Below are 17,918 nucleotides of genomic sequence, written 5' to 3' on the forward strand. Positions count from 1 at the left end.
TAAAAACTTGATAATAAAGAATGAACGTATTGGTTTAACGAAAGTTTGTTCTACTGCCAGCCATTATCAACAAACAATAGCAGCAGTAGATTTGACATGATTCTACTTATTATATTGTAATAGCCAGCCAAAGTAATCTTTTCACATCCGGATCTATCACAGGTTGGATAAGTTGTTAACCTGAAGGTAACCGACCTGATGGTATAGGAACAGGAAGAAGTCTGTAATCATGGCATTTACCCGGATAGAGAAGCCACATTTTTTATTGCCGGACTTCCGGCATTGCCTCATCCATGTGTGAAAAGGAGTTTTTTCTTTCACCACAACGTTCCTTTCACATACCCAAAGGGGGTAGTGGATCCAGACCTGCTTCGGCTTTCTTTTTCCTTCCCATATGACAAAAACCGACTATCCATGACTATTCCTGCCAGTGTGCCGGTCGTGCTTGCCTCTCATGGTTTCTTCCCTTATATTCGCACTGATATTTAAACGAGTTGAAAATATGGAAATATGCTACATCGAGGCCGGTGTCCTTGAGAGGATGCTGGCGCGCGCCGAGAACCTGTCCGCACGTGTGGACAGATTGTATGAGAGAAACCGCTGTAAGGAACCCGGAGAGTGACTGGACGGCCAGGATGTCTGCCTGCGCCTTGACATCTCGCCGCGTACCCTGCAGACTCTCCGCGATACCGGACGGCTGGCGTTCACCCGCCTCCAGCGCAAGTTCTATTACAAGCCCGGGGATGTGGAGAAGTTGATGGTCTACGTCGGCATCAGACGCAAGGAGAAGGAGGTGAGAGAAAGAAGGAAGAACGGAAACCTTTAAAGAGCGGAAGAGATGGAAGGCATTATCGACAAGGAGAACGAACGTGTCCGCAGGTTCTTTGCCCTGCTGGACGACATGGAGAAAAAAGTGGAACGTCTTGCCCGTGACAACCGTCCTCCCTTCAACGGGGAACGGTTCCTGACCGACAGGGAGCTTTCCGGGATGTTGAAGATCAGCCGCAGGTGCCTGCAGGATTACAGGGACCAAGGACGGATTCCCTATATCCAGCTTGGCGGGAAGATCCTGTACAGGCAGTCGGACATCGAGAGGCTGCTGGAGGAGAACTATCACCCTGCATTGGTATAATATCGTATTTAAGTTTAAGGATTGTCGCCGGAATTGCATTTACGATTCCGGCGGCAGTTTTTATTTAGCCTGCGGCTTCCTTGCCGGCCGCGGGCTTTCTTCTTTCCATCAGCCGGTTCATGTCCGAGGATATCTTCCGGTCGGTGACCTGGGCGTAGACCTGCGTGCTGTCGATGTTCGTGTGGCCCATCATCCTGGCGATGCTCTCTATCGGAATACCTGCGGTCAGTGTCAGGGTCCCGAACGAATGCCGGGCCATGTGGTAGGACAGGTTCTCTTTCATGCCTAATGCCACGCCCATTCCATGTACCTCATACCAGAGGACGTCGCGGACCGGCAGCGGGAATACCGGCCTGTCGTCATCCGTGGTGTTGTAAAGCTCCAGTATCTGTCCGGCTATGGGATGCAGCGGGATGAACGCCTCCACGTCCGTTTTGGCGCGGCGGATGCGGATATACCTTCTTCCTTCCGAAGTCGTTCCGATGTGACGGGGATGGAGAGCCCTCGTATCCGCGTAGGCCAGACCGGTCAGCGAGGAGAAGATGAACGTCCTGCGTGCCAGCTCCATCATCGGGTCGGGCAGCGGGGTTTCCATCATCCGCTTCAGTTCACTGCGGCTGATATGCCTTAGTTTAGGTGTTTCTTTCCTCTCGTATGCCACGTCCTCTATCGGATTGGCTCTTAGTATTTCCCGGTCCACGGCGATGTAGATGAGCCGGTTGAGCCAGCACAGGCAGTGGTTCACGTGTCCGTTCCTGTGTCCCAGCTCCTTCTTGAGAAAGACCTTGAACGATTCGGCGAACTCCTCGGTGATGTCCGAAAAGGCGATGTCCTTCATCCCGCGGGATTCGATGAACTGCCTGAGGTTGAGCTGGGTGGTCTTCGACTGGCGGTAGGTGGAAGTGGAGTTGATCTCCTTGGAGCGGACCCTGAGCCGTTCGCGTTCCACCTCTCCGGCCTGCAGGAGGTATTCCGGTACGGAATTGGCGCCTGACACGGTGGTCTTGAGCAGTTCGGCCGTGACCACTCCCTGGTTCCTCAGCAGGTTCCCGTACGCCTCTTCCAACCGGCTGCGGAAGGCGGCAAGGCGGTTGTTCTCCCTGGCTGTTTTGATTTCACACTTCTTGCTGTCCCAGTCCCCGGGTTTGCAATAGACGCCTGTCGTGACTGCCGATTTCTTTCCGTCGATGCTGATCCGGCAGAGGACGGCGGTCGTGCCGTCCGATTTCACCTTGTTACGGTTGATGTAGAATAAGAGCTTGAATGTACTGCGCATGATAATGATTGTTTAGGGATTAAAGGATAAGTTTCAAATCGCGGGTTGCCTCGACGAACCTGTCCATGTCCTCGAACAGCTTCTTCGGGGTTACGCGCGCGTATATCTGGGTGGTCTTTATGTTGGAGTGTCCCAGCATTTTGCAGATGGTCTCTATCGGCACTCCCTCCTCGAGCGTGACCAGCGAGGCGAAAGAATGCCGTCCCATGTGGTAGACAAGGTCCTGGCTCAGCCCTGCCATCAGGCGCAGGGATTTCATATTGGCCCTGAGCGTGTGGTAGTCCTGCGGCGGGAAAAGAGTCTCGCGGGTATCGTCCCGGTATTTCTCAATCAACGCGACGGCTTCCGGAAGCAGCTTGACACGTCCGAGGTAGTCGGTTTTCTTTCGCTGGTATTTCAGCCAGAGGCTGCCCTCGTCATCCCGGAAGAGGTTCTTCCGGGTGATGCTTACCGCATCGGCATAGGCGGTGCCGGTGTAACAGGCGAAGAGGAAGAGGTCCCGGGTGATGACATGTGACCTGCGTTTTTCCGGTATCTCCAGATCACGCAGCTTCTCGAAATTCTCACGGCTGAGTGCTTTCGGTGTTGTCTCCTTCTGCTTGGGCAGCTTGAAGTGGCAGAAATGGTATTTCTCCGAGTGGCCCTCCTTGTAGGCGATGCGGCAGATCTTTTTCAAGATGGCCAGGTAGCCGCGAAGCGTGTCCACGGCATATCCCTTTTCCAGAAGGATGAAATCCTGATAGTCGCGGATGAACTGCTCGTTGAGCTGCCCGAAGACAAGGTCCGGAACCTTGAATTTCGCCTTGATGAATTCGGAAAGCGTGCGGTAGGTGAAGAGGTAGGTCGAGAGTGTGGTGGGCGCACGGTCCACACCGACACGGGCCTTCATTTCCCCGTTATGCCGGTCGAGAAGTTTGAGCAGGGTCATCTGCATGCCCGCATTGCCCTGGAACATGTCCCTGACCGCGGCGGCATCGAAATCCCTTTTTCTTTCCATGAGGGAATTGAAGGCCGAGTGTACGGCAAGCAGCAGTCTTTCTATTTTTTCATTGGTCTCCACCGCTTCCCGGCTCTTGCCGTTCAGCCGGCTCTCACGCGCGTTCCACAGCCCGGGGGTGCAGGAGAGCTTGCAGCTGAACTGCGCCATCGTGCGGTTGAGGGTGATCCGTCCCATGATCGGGGCTTTGCCGGTCTTGTCCGGCTCGCTCTTTTTCAGGTAGAGCAGCACCTTGAATTTTTCCACTTTCATAACGCTCTTTTTTAGGTTGTAAAAATACTCCTTTGAAAAGCGTCCTTTGGCATGCAAAACATTGAGAAACAGTGAATACAAATCCGCTTTGTTCTTATCGGTAAAAATTCGGTTACCTGCCGTCGTTTCCGAAACAGGCGGCTAACAGTCTGGTAACTGAAACGTCGCAATATTTTGTTTTCTTTTGCAGGTCTGTCTGTTCTGCAATTCTCGCAAAATGCTTAATTATAAACGTTTTACGTTTAATTATCGTCATTCTGTTTTTTATTGCATTTCTAAATATTACTTACACCGCCCGTCATACTTGGGCAACATTGGCGAGGGAATATGGCGCACCCGTTGCTACAATCAGCACCGGTTTAGGACACACGAAAGAAGAAATGACCTTGGTATATCTTAAAGAGCTCGATCGGAGTAATCTTAAGAGAATCAATGGTTTGATCAACAGCCTATTATAATGCAGAGTCATCTTATTTTAAAAAGGTGTCTTTTATAACACTCTATTCTATAATAGAGATGCAGGCTACAAAATCATGGATTCTGTATGTTTTATGATGCAAAGATAGACCATCCACTATTTGTATTTATTGCCAAAAAGAATGTTTTTTTTCACATTTTGTACTTATAGGCGTAATTCAGGCAAAAAACTACTGATCCATAGTCTGATACTTTATAATCAATTCTCGTGGTGTACAATCAAAATGCCGTTTGCAGTAATGCGTAAAATGAGCCTGAGAATCAAAATTGAACTCTTCCATTAACTCTCCAATCGTAGTTTCCGATTCCATTACCTTATTTAAAATACGCTGATTACGTTGTTTCAGCAACCATTGTTTGGCAGTTGTTCCGAATACCTGCTTAAATTTACAGTGAAAATTACATTTTCCCATGTTTGAAAGGGAAATAAGTTCATTCACATTATTTACTTTGGCACAGTTCCCGATGATAAAATCTTTGAATGATAACTCTGTTGCTAAAATCGGGTAAAATAAAAGTGTCAATTCTTCTTTGGTATAAAAACAGCGAAGTAAAAAAAATAGCTCTTGTTGTAACAAGCCATGAAAATGTCCGCAATCCATTTTCTGCTTCAGACAATGCGTTACAAGCTCCAGAAAAGGAGGAAGCGGATAACGTATTTCGACCGGTTCAAAATTATAATTGAGCTTATCACAGAGTCCTGTCAACGACTGTAGCGTAAACTTATCACAAAGATTTAAAGGAATGCCAAACGACAACGAGAGCAAGCGGCTTCCCGCCCTTACCTCCATTTTTATCGTGGCCATTTTAGGTAACAAAATGATTGATCCTGCCTGGAATTTTCGGTCTTTGAACTGATTATAGTTGATGACACATTCTCCTTCAAGCATGAATACGATATGATTCCATATAGTCTCCTTTTCCAGTATGACTTCATCTTTTTTAAACTCAATATATTTGAATCCATTTTCCAATTTCTCACGGTAATTTCTACATGACAAATGTTCTTGTATATAGAGCAATTTGTTCAGTGATGTTTTCTTATTCATAGACTTTTCTTTTTATTGTTTTTTTTCGTTTTGTTTCAGCAATGTTTCAACATCATGTCGATAATAAATTCATATAATATTGAAACACTGCTAATTCTATTTTTTATTAAAGTATATCTCTATAATTACTTAATATTCCTTCATAATAGGGAATCTGTAACAAACTGTTAATCATAGTCTTAGAATTGTTTTTATCGGAAATAAGTCTCTATTATAGAATAGAACTTTAAAAACAAACGAGAAAAATAGTTTGAAATATGTAAACATTATAATATTTATTAATTAAACATCAACCAATGAAAGTGAAAAGTTTATTATTGTCCATGTGTGCGATAGCGGCATTGGCAAGTTGCTCACAAAGCGACGATGAAATTCCCGGCGGAACTGGAAGCGATGCTCCGGAAGCGAAAGTTATCCTTAAATTAGAAGGAACCGGCGTACAGGCAACCAGCAGGGCAGCGGGGATACCCGGCGATCTGGATGCAAAAAATGGTACGGTAAGTAATCTTACAGTGTTTGTCTTCAACCGGAGCGGACTCGTTATAACGAAGCAGTATATCGGTACTCCGGCAAGTGGTACCAATTCGATATCCACCACGACGGACGCCAAGAAAGTGGCAGTTGTAGCCAATACTGGAGACTTGACGACTTCAGGTGGGGCGTTTGCCTCTGTTGCAAGCGAGGATGCCCTGAAAGCTGTCCTGTCAGATATGCTTGTCAATCCGGATGATAAAACCGGTGCGGTAACCCATACGGATGCGAATCTCTATATGTCGGGGATAAATGATTTGGGCGCGTTCAGTGATGACGGTAATGGTGGTCAGAAAGCTACTGTAACAGTGCCGTTGCGCTTTCTGTCAGCCAGAATACAACTTAAGGAGATTACATTCAATGGTGGAACTGTTACGGACAATGTATATGCCCAGGCAAATGATTTTGCCACGAATGCCGATGCTAACTTTACCATCACGCGCGTTTACTTGATGAACGCACAGAGATTGACACATTTTCTTCCTGCTACCACAGGCGGCACTGACTATATCACACAAGGCTTGAAACGGTATACCGGTGGTGTAGAATGGGCTGCTCCATGGACAGGCCAGGCACCTAATCAGTTCAAACCCAATAATGAGTACACCATAGAGGCCGGTACTGACAAATTTATCCCCGGGAGCGGTGCTGCACAGAATACAATTTCGGATATAGGACATTGGTATACCTTCGCAAACACCGGTGTTTCGGACATTGCCAATCATCCGACAGCACTTGTGGTTGAGGTGGAATGGAGAAAGGTAAAAGCCGATGGTAATGTCAGTGAAGAAAACCAGACCATGTATTTCACCACCTACTTCGGAGGCGGAGACAAGAATGAACTTGAAGCGGGTAAGGCGTATACTGTAAGCCTAAAATTGAATGGCAATTTTAAACCTACCAACCAAGGTGGTAGCGGTGGTGGTGGTACCGAGGACCCGACTAAACCGACAGTAAACAGTTCCGTAGAGGTAACCGTTACTCCTGCAACATGGGTCCTGGCACTGGAAATCAACAAAGAATGGAACTAATTCCCGCATTGATTATTATGATTGATATGTCCCTTCTGCAGGGCATGCATACTTATTAATAAATATCTGCCACGGCAGTCTCCGTGGCAGATATTTTAAACTACAAAAGAAATAAAATAAGAAAGAATCTCTATTATGACAGGTGCCTGCAAATTCCGGTTCATCCCGGGTATATTATACCTTATGTTCACACTGCTGTTGTTATCGGGGTGTATAGCCGAGAATACCGATGATTGTTTCAAGGGTATCCCGCTGAAGGTGAATCTGCCTGCAGACATACCGCAGGAAACGATAAAAGATATGAGCCTCTATGTATTTGATGACAAAGACTTGTTGCTTGACATACTCCCTGTGAACAGTATGGAACCTGTTACCCTGAATTATCCGGGTATTCCCATCCTTCATTGCATAACCTTGTGCAACACGCAGGACGGTACGATGCTCGTCAGCCCCTTGAAAAAGGGCGATCCATGCTCCGACGGTTTCATATCACTGAAACCTTCTGCATCTACAAGGGCAGAACAGAGCATATTCACCTCTCCCTCCGATTTGTTTTATGGAGAGCTTAAAATAGAAAATAATACAGCGTCCGGTCATGTTGAAGAACGAATTATGGATATCTCCCGTATGACGGCGTCAATGAATATAACCCTGCGCGGATTGCAAAAACTCACAGGTGCGGAAGATGGAAATTACTCGCTCGTTATCCGTGAAACAAGCAGCCGGATGGATTTTAGCGGCAATTACGGAGGCGATCCCGCTTCTTATTCCCCGCCGATGACTCTTGCCGCGAACAAAGACTTTGAGGTTTCCATGTGCCGGCTTTTCCCTACAATAAACAGTAAGGGAATTACGATAGACATTTACCACAATCGGTCTTTGCTTAAAAGCGTAACGACTGACGGCAGCGGCAGCCCGATTGTCCCCATCGTTGGAAAAACCACTAATCTTTTATTAAATTTTGAAGGTTCTGTGGGTGTAGAGATCGAGATTACAGGTTGGGGGGAAACTGTTGTCTGGAAAGAATACAATTGATTCTTTTATCCTTGAAGAGATATAAAGGTTAAGAATATAATATGAAGATAAATAATAGATACATATTAAGACTGAACAGACTGGTAAAATTCCTTTGGATAATCATTCTGCTGGGAGCTTGCCAGAACGAGGACAGATACGGCATACAGCAGGACGGTCCCGTCCTTGTCAAGCTCTCCGTATCTGCTACCGATGCCGGCACGGCTTCAGGAAACGGTACGGGAACAGACGCGCAGATCACTTCAATTTATATTCTTCAGTTCAATGCTGACGGTGACTCTTACGGGGCTCTGCGTTACGTGGCGGAAGGAAAAAAGAATACCGGTGGAACCTATACCGCTACCTTGTTGCAGAGTGCGAACAGCAATGATAACTACAAGCTTGTTATTCTTGCCAATCTCCCTGACTATGGCTTTCTGTACGGACTGTACGGCAAGAGCTACGCGGAAGTACAACAAGCCAGCCTGAGCACGGCAACAGACGCCCCCCTTGTTTTCGATGACACTCATCCGTACCCCATGTTCGGAGTGGTGAATGGTGGCGCTTCCGTACAGGTGCAGGAAGGTACCGCTTATAGCGGCAATACAGAGTTGATCCGTGCCGTGGCACGTGTGGACATCGGTATCGGCACCAAGAAAACAAATGTGGACGGTACTGTCTCATGGACCAATACAGGCACCGGCAAACAACCTTTCGTTATGACTGAGGTGCAAGTATGGAAAGCAGGGCAGAAATATACCTATATGCCGGCACTGGCGAACTACCACTGGACCACTGCTACCACTGGCGGCATCACTTCAAACAAAATAGTGATAGACAACCCTTCCACCGCTTCCGGAACAACATCCACAAAGACTTATGACACTTCATACATAACGAACGGGACTTATTGTGCGGAAAAAATCTACCTGCCCGAAGCTGACTTGCAGTGGGGCAACGTCTATGATGGTCAGCATAGCAACCGCTTGGCAATTATCGTAGGAGGCTATTATAATAACTCTCCGGATATGTCCTACTATCGTGTGGACTTTACTAACGACAATTCCGGTGAAAAGATGAATATCCTGCGCAACCACGTATACCAGTTTACTATCAAGAGCGTGGCAGCTGCGGGTTATGCCACTGCCGAACTTGCGTACAAGAGCATGCCGAAGAATTTAGGCTTCGATGCCATTATTGAACCATGGACTACGGGTCAAGTGGCCTCCGTACCTTCCATTTCGGGATACTACTTGACTTATCAGGGATTTAATGGAGAGGTTATAGACTGGAGTTATGCTGCAGGTTCTTCACAGAAAATTCCCAAGAAAAAATCTTATTGGGGTACTAATATATATCTTTCATTTGACTACAATGATTTTTATAAGGAAGGGAATAGCTTTTACTCTCCGAATATTTCGGGAGGACAAAACGGGATCTTATATGCTACGGTGGCAGATGCCTTTGATAATGAAGGTACCTTTCCCAATCTGATGGTTTCCGGCGATGATATGGTGGATGAATCGGGCAGCGAGAGCGTTCAGTGGAAGACCGGAACTACGTTGACAGCCTTTGACTTATGTCGCAATTTGGAAGAAAACGGATACAACGACTGGAGACTTCCGCGACTTTCGGAACTGGCATTTATTTATGTGAATCAGGGAAGTTTGGAAAAAATGCGCGGGTTTACACCGCTGTCCGGTACTTATTGGTGCGGGAGTGAGTATCTGGAAGGTACAACAGATGAGCTAAGGAAAAAGTCCGGTTCGGCATGGGCTGTGGATTTTAACACTAATCCCGGATATGCATTACATTATAAGAAAACGGAAAAACTGAAAATTCGTTGCGTAAGGCAGAGATCGAATGATAAGTAATTGAAACGATATATAAAGATGAATATGGATATAAATAAGAAATATACCTTACCCCGGGCAATCATCCTGGCAGTGTGCCCTTTACTATTGGCAGTAGCTTGTGACAACTATGACGGTCCGGGCCCGGATACCCCGGCAGAGGAAGTCCCTCTGAATTTCAACGCGTCCATAGAAAAGACGGGGACCACCCAATCAAGGACTATTATAACGCCCACAACCGATTTTACCGGAAATTCCTATTCCTTTGGCATGTCCCTCACTAAAAGTGAGAACGGGAGTGAGATATTCAAAGGATCGTCAGACATGACAGCGACTATGGAACGCCCTAACTCCTCCACGCAGTGGAATTGGTATTTTACTGACAATTCCGATAATGCAACTGTCACACCCGCGGGTCCGGAAGGTAAGGCATTAAAGGTGGTTGCCTACTATCCGCCCGTCTTATCCGCTACGAAAGATGTCTATACGGACGGTATCCCGTTTGATTTCTCCTCCAAGACTGATCTCAAACAGACGGATCTGCTTTACAATACCAGCACCATCTATCCGTTCGTTCCATCCGGTGACCCTGTGGCAACTATTCCTTTAAACTTCCGGCATGCCTATACGTGGATCGTTCTTAACATCACGAAATACGTGGATAAAGGGCCGGAGTTCACGTTGAGCAGTGTCTCCCTGGATAACCTTGGGGGTAGCTGGATTAAGAACCAAGGAGCAATTGACCCGGAAACAGGTTTGGCAAAGGATGGAGCTACCGCCGGTCCGATAGGCATAACAGTAGCCCCTGCTGCAGCATTGTCTACTACGCAAGTTCTCACCTACGAGTTTCTGGTTCCATCGTTTATGGATACCAAAGTAAGTGACGGCGATATAGTCCTCGTATTGAATGTCAATGGAATTAATGAGTTGTTTACGCTCGATAGGATCTATCTTAACCGCAGTGACGATGGTAAGTCATTTGGTTTCAGGCAGGGATATAAAAATACATATGACCTGGTCTATAATAACTCTGCTTTGAGCCTGAGTATTCAGAACTGGAGTTCAGAGGTAATTGACGGTGATTTTGGAGGCAATATAGTGCCTCCCGGGAACGGGGACTATAAGTGGATGAATTTAAATCAATATTATTGGCCTTCAGCCACTAAGCCGGGTGATTCGTGGCAGACTACATATCCCCCAAAAACTACCTATTTAGCTACCGGAGTGCATCCGTTCGAAGACTATCTTACTACTGTGGCCTATGGCGGTAACGGAGCTTATGTATCTGTTAATACACCGGATCCCACCAAACAGCCCACCGATGGTCTAAAAATAACGGATGATATAAACGTGTACAAGAACGAAAAAGCTTATCCTGTAATTCAGATAACCAGAAACGATATCTCCACTGTACTTGTCCCGTGGGAAGATGCAAACGGGCAGCTGGTTGCAAAAGAGCTTTGCAGAAAATATAACGGGGGCGGTTTTCATAACTGGAGACTTCCGAGAGCCTCTGAGTTGCGGACAGTATTAGTACTGGTATCGGCTAATGGAAGTAATCTTTCCGATTTGAACTTTAATCGAGATGCGAATCGAAATAAACCATATTGGACCGGTACTGAAGTAAACGAAAACGAAGCATGGGGTATGTATATTGATTATACAGGAATAATTGTAACAACTAAGTTGGTGCTATCTCCGTATGACAAGAAAATGACGGCTTCTGTGCGCTGTGTCCGTGATGCTTCATAAGTAATGGTATGATAAAAAAATATGACTGATATTATCATGATAAAAAAAACAATAGCTTCGATATGCATCGTCTGCTTGGCCTTGGGAGGATGTGCAGAGGATAGTCTGTTGCCCGACTCCGGGACGTCTTTATCCACAGAGCCGGTTACCGTGAAGCTGACCTTGGGCATAGACGATTATAATACTTTGTCTGCAGGGAGAACACGCATGGAAGAAATGCCTCCCGTGCTTTCGATGTCCTCTCCGGATATGGATGTGGAACTTGTGGCGACACCTTCCGTCACAAGGGCAACTCCGTCTGCGGTTATCACTGAAGATAATGCCGTTTATTCGTATATGGGTTTCCAGTTTGACAGGACAAAACCGGATGGGAAACTGGTAGAAAAGAAATTTTTTACTTCTCCGGATGGTTCCATCAGGACAGATGAGGTGGAGATCATGCCTACACCGGCGGGGCAAAAAAACATGGTTGTGATTTTAACCAACGTCAATGAGAGTGAGTTTGCAACTATGACAGTAGGCAGTTCGACCTATGAGGATTTACAGCAGTTTTGTATGACGTTGGCGACCGATGACGGGACTTTTCCCAGGAGCAAGGTGACTCTGCCAAATGGCGGTGGAGAGAAAACCGGAATCGTCATGTGCGGCCAGACTGCCGCTGAAATCAGTGCTGGCAAACAGTTATATGTCTCTTTGAAGCGTACGGTGGCAAGAGTAACATTTAATATAAAAACAACTTATCAACATTTTATAGATGTAGAACATACGTGGAATGTGACTTTGATGAATATTCCCACACAGAGTTACTATAATATAATCGGAAGAAAAGCTATTTTCCCCTCAGAGAGTTCGATAGACAAAACCGGTCTTTTCTGGACTAAATCACTCAAAACAGTAACCGCCGCAAATCCGGTGATTAATACGGACCCTATATATATCCCGATCAATCTCCAGCAGGCGGTGCCCACCTCTACACAGAGTACCCGTCGCTATAACGCGCCGACGGGCGGGACTTACCTTCAGATAATAGGGCTGGAGAATGCTACGGTTCCTGGCTCCGGTAATTTGAATATTGTAAGAGATTTCTCTATTTATCAGTTGTTTTTGGGAAAGAACTTCACGACCGATTTCAGTGTGTCCGCCAATTACGATCTGACTTACAACATTACCCTGAAAGGAAACAGTCCGGATGATACCAATGTCATCCGGTTGATACCGGGCTATTTCTCGGGAGAACTTGCGGCATACGATGCAAATGGTATTGCCTTATCGTCAGTAAATGATGTGAATGCCGTTAAATGGAAGTACCCGAACAAGATAGAACTTCATTTTTCGGATGGATACTATCCGGTGGGAAGCTCTTCCGGCACCACAACGCCGGGAGCGAAAGACCTGAAATGGTATGCAGGAGCAGCGTTCGATAAAAGGGGAGCCACTTCGATGACAGACGGGCATAAGAATACCGAACTGTTGCAAGCGATCGGTGTTCCTTGGGAAGAATATGCGGCTGCTTACACCTGCTATCGGGGAACGAACGGATATGACCAGGGAGTAGCAGCAAAGGATATTCTGTGGTATCTCCCTTCTGTCAGCGAGCTGATAGGAACCTGGATTTCTTCTTCAAGTACGCAAAAACAGTTGGCGGGCAGCTATTGGTCGTCTACTGCCGATCCGAATGCCGATAAAGCCTTTGTTGTTACGAATGAAGGGAAAGTGTACTCCGATGCCGTCGGCAATACGCATGCCATCAGAGCTTTGCAGAATCCTGATAAAGCCGCCCATGTGGGCGACGTCGATAAGTAAACGAAATGCAACTTAATAAGAAATAAAGATGAAGAGTTTCAAAATCTATCCCATTTTATGGATCGTTTTATTCTGCTTAGGCTTTCCTTCGGAAGTTTCCGGGCAGTATATTCGAAAAGAGACTGTCGGTGGAAAAACGTATGCCGTTATTTATGCGGACGGATTGGCAGGAGCCGCCCAATGGGGGACCGGAATAAAGATGATGAGGAACGGCACTACCATCCGTCATCAGGTTTCCAAAGGAAACAGTGGAAATCTGGCTGTCAATGATAGAATACCGTTTCGCTTCATCGTGGCTACCGAAGATGTGGGGAACAATGATAGAAATTGGATGACAATGCAGGGAGTAAATGATGGCGGGAATAATGAAAATTCGGATTTTGCCACCACCGCAAATACAGGATGCCGTTGGTATGGTGCTACCGGCTCACCGGGTGCAGGGCGCAAATGGCGTGTTCCCACTCAACGCGAGTTGCAACTGATGTGGATGTTTCGTGAACCCATCGGCTTGGTATATAAGGACAAACCTATGGAAGAACCCGGTAAGACGAAAAGATACTGGTCTTCCACAGAAAAGGGTACGGACCAAGCCTGGTTTTTTGAATTTGCGCCGGGTATGCCCTACTGTGATACCCAGGCTAAAAGTATGGCGAACGGTATGGTGAGATGTGTGAGTGATTATTAACCGATAATAAAGATAAATATGGAAATTCCGAACTTGGCAATTGATAAGGAGTCCCAAAACCTGTATTACATTTACTTGTTCTATGTGGAAGATAAGTGGTGTGCTTTCGGATACTCCGCTTATTATTTGAGTATTATGTATCCGGTATTGGAAGCTGCCAATGAAACCACCGGGGGGCATGAAGCGTGCATCCCCTGTGTACACGTTCCCGACAGCTTTCTGGTCAGGCTCTCTGAATTTTACAGCACATTAGTTTCAGACAGCTATATACAGGTTGAAGCGCCACCTACCGCCTATTGCTACCGGCCCGGCTACGACGAATGGTATGAAAAACTAACAGTAAACTAACATAAACTTTCTATATTGAAACATCCATGAAACAATTCGTACGATATTGCTTGGCATTCTCCTTCCTGCTGCTTGCGGGCAGTCTGACGACTAATCTGAGGGCGCAGTTTTACTCCGTGCAGTCCAATACATTAAAATTGGCAACTACTACATTCAACGTGGAAGGTAGCATGCTTCTGGATAAACACTGGACGCTGAATATGAGTGTTTCTTATAATCCTTGGAATTTCAGTGACACTAAAAAGATCAAGCATTTCCTGATAGAACCCGGTGCACGCTACTGGTTCTGGCAACCCTACGCCGGAAACTTTATCAGCATGTATGCCATGGGCGCACGCTTCAACGTGGCATGGGACAAGGTACTCGATTACCGCTACCAGGGATGGGGTTATGGCGCAGGAATGACCTATGGCCGCTCCTGGTTACTCAGTAAACGCTGGAACATGGAAGTGGAAGCGGGGCTGGGATTGCTTGTCACCCCCTACACGAAATATCGTTGCGAACATTGCGGTGATAAGGTGAAATCCGGCACTTATTTCCTGCCGACACCTAAAGTGGCGTTTAATCTTGTTTATTTGTTCTAAGACCGGCCCTTCAGTTGGCGCAAGGAAGCATGAAGAATTCTAAAATTTTCTATATTCTGTTTCTGATAATAGTTATCACTGCATGTTCCCCCTTTGGCAGGCTCTACAAGGAGCAGTCGAGGGTGACACTTGCTTTGCCTGCCAATCGGCGAAGTGAGCCGGTGGAGATAGCAAAACGCGATTCCGCCAATCAGCCCCCGGTTCTGAACTTTACATTCATCAGTGCGAAAGGTGATAGCATCCCTGTGGGCATGTCTGTAGAATGGGACAGTATCCATAAAGAGAACTTGACCACGATGGCGCTTGATGAAGTGGTGGTATCAGCCAGTTCCACGCGTAATACAGCAGAGCGGAATGGACTGATTAATGTAGAGTTTGTAGTGACAGTTCCCAAAGTTCTGCAACAGGAGAACTGGATGGTGAACGTCCGTCCGGTGCTTATGAGGGGCGACGTGCCCGACTCGCTGAAAGAACTCCGCTTCACGGGACAGCGCTTCCGGGAGTTGCAGGAGCGGGACTACCGGCGATACGACCGTTATGTAGAGAAAATAATTCCGGATTCCGCCAATTTTTACCGCACTTACGTAAACTACCGTTCTTTTGAACGCTATCTGGAACGTCTGAAATGGTATAAACGTAGACTGGAAAAGCTATGGGCGATACAGGATGCTAAAAAACGCTGTCCGGATCCGCTTTTACTGCGTTTTGAGATGTTCAACCGGCAGGTAATCCGGCGGGACAGCCTGTTGAAAGAGTATATGCTGAAGAACTCCCGGCTGATGATAGAGCGCCAACAATGGCAGTATGACCGTGCGCTGGAGCGGGTGAACGACACTTTACAACCCCAGTGGTCCGGTTTGCGGGAGCGCTTCCGTTACTTCAACCACAAATGGGAACTTCGTACCAACTATCAGGCAGGAGAACTGGTTACCCGTAAGAAATATTTTTATGACAGGGTATCGTTTGAACCCTTGCGGCAGGCGGAACACAGGCTCTATTATGTCCGGGGTGTGGACACCGTGCCTCCCTTGTGGTTGACAGCTGAAAGGCTGGATACGGTACAGACAAGGCAGAAGTCATTGGCAAACTTTTCGGAGGAGAGCATATTCGCATACTATGGTTTGGGTGATGAACAAACAGGGTTTACCCGTAGCAAGTTGCCATTGTACGCCTATCACCGCAACCTGTCCGATTCGCTACAGCTGCACCTGCCCAGTCGTAAAGCGTCCAGGGAACTCGAACTCAGCCGGTTCGACTCGGTGACAACGGTAAAGCATTATATCCACTGTTACGAGAGTCTACGGTCAGTCTACCCGCAATACCATTTGATACGCGAATTGTATAACATACATCCGCCCGCCGTGCGGCATGCCGCTCTGCAGGAAAAATACGGAAACTGGATAGCGCATATCAATTCGCTCGACTCCACCGACCTGGTGAAAAAGTTCTATAACACGCAGAAAATAGCCCGTAACGAGGCGCGCAAAGCGATGAAAGACGAGAAATACCATGGTATCGTGCGTTTCCCGTTCAATCCGGATGCGGAACTCGATACGGTGATTTATGCTGCCGATCAGGTGAAATTTCTCTATTCGCAGAAGGTGCCCGCAGATGAAAACTCGGCACGTATGAAGGTGTATGTGGTAGGTAATGTGTTAAGCGGTAACGGAAGCAAATATCCGCTTCCGAAGTCGGATACACTGACTTATCTGGTGAGTTCTATGACTAAATTCATTGACAAGACTCCGCGTTATGTGCGAAAAATCATTGCCCGGGATGCGGAAGCCAATACAAGCGTGAATTTTTATTTCCCGAGAAACGGCTTCAACCTGGACGAAACCATTGCCGTGAACCGCAAAGGAGTAAAGAAAGTGAAAGATCTTACTCTGGCACTGATGACCGATCCTGTGTACAGGATAGACAGTCTGACACTCTTCGCTTCTTCATCGCCCGAAGGCAGTTGGCGCGTCAACGGAGAAATAGCCCAGAAGCGTGCAAAATCCATCCGTGACGTTCTGGTAAGGGAGTTTACCGCGCTGTACGATTCATTGTCTGTCGGTGTCAACGTTGAGATGGACGAGGCGGGTAACCTGATTCACCGTGAAGTGAAAGACGAGATTCCGGATTTACCGAACCTGATAAAGATACGCACCATCCCCGAGGATTGGAACAAGTTACGCAGCCTGATTGTGAGTGATGCAGACTTCAAAGGCCATAAAGACGCTATATTGAGGATTATTGACCGTGAACAGGAACCCGACCGGCGCGAATGGCTGATAAAAAGCCAATATAAGTCGGAATACGCCTATATGTTAGAGAAACTCTATCCGATAATACGTGCGGTAGATTTCCGATTCAGTCTCTCGCGCAGGGGAATGAAGCAGGATACAATCTATACCAACGAACCGGATACGACCTATGCCCGGGCTGTGGAATATCTGGAGAAACGTAAATACGCACAGGCATTGGAAATGCTGCGCCCGTATGATGATGTGAATACGGCCATTGCTTACATGTCTTTAGGATATGACAAGGCTGCTTTGCGAATATTTGAGAAATCGCCCCAGAGGGCCGATAACAAGTACATGCAGGCCATCCTTCAGGCACGCTTGGGGAATGAAGAAAAAGCGGTGCGGCTCTTGCTCGGTGCGGTGGATATGAACGCCCAAATGAAATTCCGGGCGAACCTCGATCCGGAACTCTCGGAACTGGTGAAGAAATACGGGCTTTTTAAGGAAGAGGAAGATGACTGGAATTGAACAGGAAATAACTGAATGTATGACACTGTTTATTGATTGAATATGATTTTATATGATAATATATTGGGCAAGACCTTTTTTGAACATTTGGAATGGGACGATTAATTAAATTATTTATAATTTTCAAGTTGCTGTGAAGCTATTTGTTTCCTAAAGAATCCATTTTCCCTGTCATTTTAACCTATGAAAAATGATTAATAATGGATTTTTCGCTGCCTGTGAAGGTCGCTTATTGTTTGTTTTGTTTGTGTTAGTGCATCTTTTTATCGGTGGATAGGGAGATGCACTTACTTTTATTGGATGTTTTTTTTGAAACAGATAATTTTATCCACGTTACAAGTCTCTGTAGCGTGGGTAAATAGTCAAAATGTACCC

15 protein-coding genes are annotated in these 17,918 nt (G+C 46.6%); 12 read left to right on the top strand and 3 right to left on the bottom strand.

What is annotated here, in order from left to right:
• Nucleotides 1–622 precede the first annotated feature (622 nt).
• Nucleotides 623–826 (top strand): helix-turn-helix domain-containing protein, encoded by a 204-nt coding sequence (locus KO473_RS09820; protein WP_032849094.1) that lies wholly within the window; start codon nt 623–625, stop codon nt 824–826.
• Nucleotides 827–838: 12 nt separating this feature from the next.
• Nucleotides 839–1,132 carry a helix-turn-helix domain-containing protein gene (locus KO473_RS09825; RefSeq protein ID WP_004311261.1) on the top strand — a complete coding sequence of 98 codons (294 nt, stop codon included), beginning with the start codon at nt 839–841 and terminating at the stop codon, nt 1,130–1,132.
• Nucleotides 1,133–1,196: 64 nt separating this feature from the next.
• On the opposite strand, the gene KO473_RS09830 is transcribed toward KO473_RS09825, so the two are convergent.
• Complete coding sequence (locus KO473_RS09830; RefSeq protein ID WP_004311260.1) at nt 1,197–2,408, bottom strand: site-specific integrase; 1,212 nt, start codon at nt 2,406–2,408, stop codon at nt 1,197–1,199.
• A 19-nt stretch (nt 2,409–2,427) separates the two neighbouring features.
• Nucleotides 2,428–3,657 carry a site-specific integrase gene (locus tag KO473_RS09835; RefSeq protein WP_004311259.1) on the bottom strand — a complete coding sequence of 410 codons (1,230 nt, stop codon included), beginning with the start codon at nt 3,655–3,657 and terminating at the stop codon, nt 2,428–2,430.
• Nucleotides 3,658–3,863: 206 nt separating this feature from the next.
• Between KO473_RS09835 and KO473_RS23425 the strand changes: the two genes are divergently transcribed.
• Complete coding sequence (locus tag KO473_RS23425) at nt 3,864–4,115, top strand: recombinase (protein WP_310592357.1); 252 nt, start codon at nt 3,864–3,866, stop codon at nt 4,113–4,115.
• Between the two features lie 189 nt (nt 4,116–4,304).
• Here KO473_RS23425 and KO473_RS09840 read toward each other — a convergent pair whose 3' ends face one another.
• Entirely contained in the window at nt 4,305–5,183 is an 879-nt protein-coding gene (locus KO473_RS09840) for an AraC family transcriptional regulator (RefSeq protein ID WP_005782589.1), read from the bottom strand.
• Between the two features lie 296 nt (nt 5,184–5,479).
• Here KO473_RS09840 and KO473_RS09845 point away from each other — a divergent pair, with 296 nt between their 5' ends.
• From KO473_RS09845 to KO473_RS09885, 9 genes are all read left to right on the top strand, one after another.
• Entirely contained in the window at nt 5,480–6,745 is a 1,266-nt protein-coding gene (locus tag KO473_RS09845) for a fimbrial protein (protein ID WP_005782586.1), read from the top strand.
• A gap of 135 nt (nt 6,746–6,880) precedes the next feature.
• Nucleotides 6,881–7,780 (top strand): FimB/Mfa2 family fimbrial subunit, encoded by a 900-nt coding sequence (locus KO473_RS09850; protein WP_005782584.1) that lies wholly within the window; start codon nt 6,881–6,883, stop codon nt 7,778–7,780.
• 41 nt (nt 7,781–7,821) lie between these two features.
• Nucleotides 7,822–9,633, top strand: a complete 1,812-nt coding sequence (locus KO473_RS09855) for a DUF1566 domain-containing protein (protein ID WP_122130306.1) — start codon at nt 7,822–7,824, stop codon at nt 9,631–9,633.
• 18 nt (nt 9,634–9,651) lie between these two features.
• Nucleotides 9,652–11,364 carry a fimbrillin family protein gene (locus KO473_RS09860; RefSeq protein ID WP_082192984.1) on the top strand — a complete coding sequence of 571 codons (1,713 nt, stop codon included), beginning with the start codon at nt 9,652–9,654 and terminating at the stop codon, nt 11,362–11,364.
• Nucleotides 11,365–11,385: 21 nt separating this feature from the next.
• Nucleotides 11,386–13,167: a DUF4906 domain-containing protein gene (locus tag KO473_RS09865; protein ID WP_122130305.1), complete on the top strand. Its 1,782-nt coding sequence runs from the start codon at nt 11,386–11,388 to the stop codon at nt 13,165–13,167.
• A gap of 28 nt (nt 13,168–13,195) precedes the next feature.
• Nucleotides 13,196–13,852: a DUF1566 domain-containing protein gene (locus KO473_RS09870; protein ID WP_005821393.1), complete on the top strand. Its 657-nt coding sequence runs from the start codon at nt 13,196–13,198 to the stop codon at nt 13,850–13,852.
• 18 nt (nt 13,853–13,870) lie between these two features.
• Nucleotides 13,871–14,200 (top strand): hypothetical protein, encoded by a 330-nt coding sequence (locus KO473_RS09875; RefSeq protein ID WP_005782576.1) that lies wholly within the window; start codon nt 13,871–13,873, stop codon nt 14,198–14,200.
• Between the two features lie 26 nt (nt 14,201–14,226).
• Nucleotides 14,227–14,784: a DUF3575 domain-containing protein gene (locus KO473_RS09880; RefSeq protein ID WP_005782574.1), complete on the top strand. Its 558-nt coding sequence runs from the start codon at nt 14,227–14,229 to the stop codon at nt 14,782–14,784.
• Between the two features lie 29 nt (nt 14,785–14,813).
• Complete coding sequence (locus KO473_RS09885; protein WP_005821391.1) at nt 14,814–17,543, top strand: tetratricopeptide repeat protein; 2,730 nt, start codon at nt 14,814–14,816, stop codon at nt 17,541–17,543.
• Nucleotides 17,544–17,918 lie beyond the last annotated feature (375 nt).

It is taken from the genome of Bacteroides sp. HF-4919 (assembly GCF_018860125.1).

Coding starts and splice junctions, on each gene's coding strand:
- KO473_RS09825 (WP_004311261.1), top strand. CDS start 839: ATGGAAGGCATTATCGACAAGGAGAACGAACGTGTCCGCAGGTTCTTT.
- KO473_RS09830 (WP_004311260.1), bottom strand. CDS start 2,408: ATGCGCAGTACATTCAAGCTCTTATTCTACATCAACCGTAACAAGGTG.
- KO473_RS09835 (WP_004311259.1), bottom strand. CDS start 3,657: ATGAAAGTGGAAAAATTCAAGGTGCTGCTCTACCTGAAAAAGAGCGAG.
- KO473_RS09840 (WP_005782589.1), bottom strand. CDS start 5,183: ATGAATAAGAAAACATCACTGAACAAATTGCTCTATATACAAGAACAT.
- KO473_RS09845 (WP_005782586.1), top strand. CDS start 5,480: ATGAAAGTGAAAAGTTTATTATTGTCCATGTGTGCGATAGCGGCATTG.
- KO473_RS09850 (WP_005782584.1), top strand. CDS start 6,881: ATGACAGGTGCCTGCAAATTCCGGTTCATCCCGGGTATATTATACCTT.
- KO473_RS09855 (WP_122130306.1), top strand. CDS start 7,822: ATGAAGATAAATAATAGATACATATTAAGACTGAACAGACTGGTAAAA.
- KO473_RS09860 (WP_082192984.1), top strand. CDS start 9,652: ATGAATATGGATATAAATAAGAAATATACCTTACCCCGGGCAATCATC.
- KO473_RS09865 (WP_122130305.1), top strand. CDS start 11,386: ATGACTGATATTATCATGATAAAAAAAACAATAGCTTCGATATGCATC.
- KO473_RS09870 (WP_005821393.1), top strand. CDS start 13,196: ATGAAGAGTTTCAAAATCTATCCCATTTTATGGATCGTTTTATTCTGC.
- KO473_RS09875 (WP_005782576.1), top strand. CDS start 13,871: ATGGAAATTCCGAACTTGGCAATTGATAAGGAGTCCCAAAACCTGTAT.
- KO473_RS09880 (WP_005782574.1), top strand. CDS start 14,227: ATGAAACAATTCGTACGATATTGCTTGGCATTCTCCTTCCTGCTGCTT.
- KO473_RS09885 (WP_005821391.1), top strand. CDS start 14,814: ATGAAGAATTCTAAAATTTTCTATATTCTGTTTCTGATAATAGTTATC.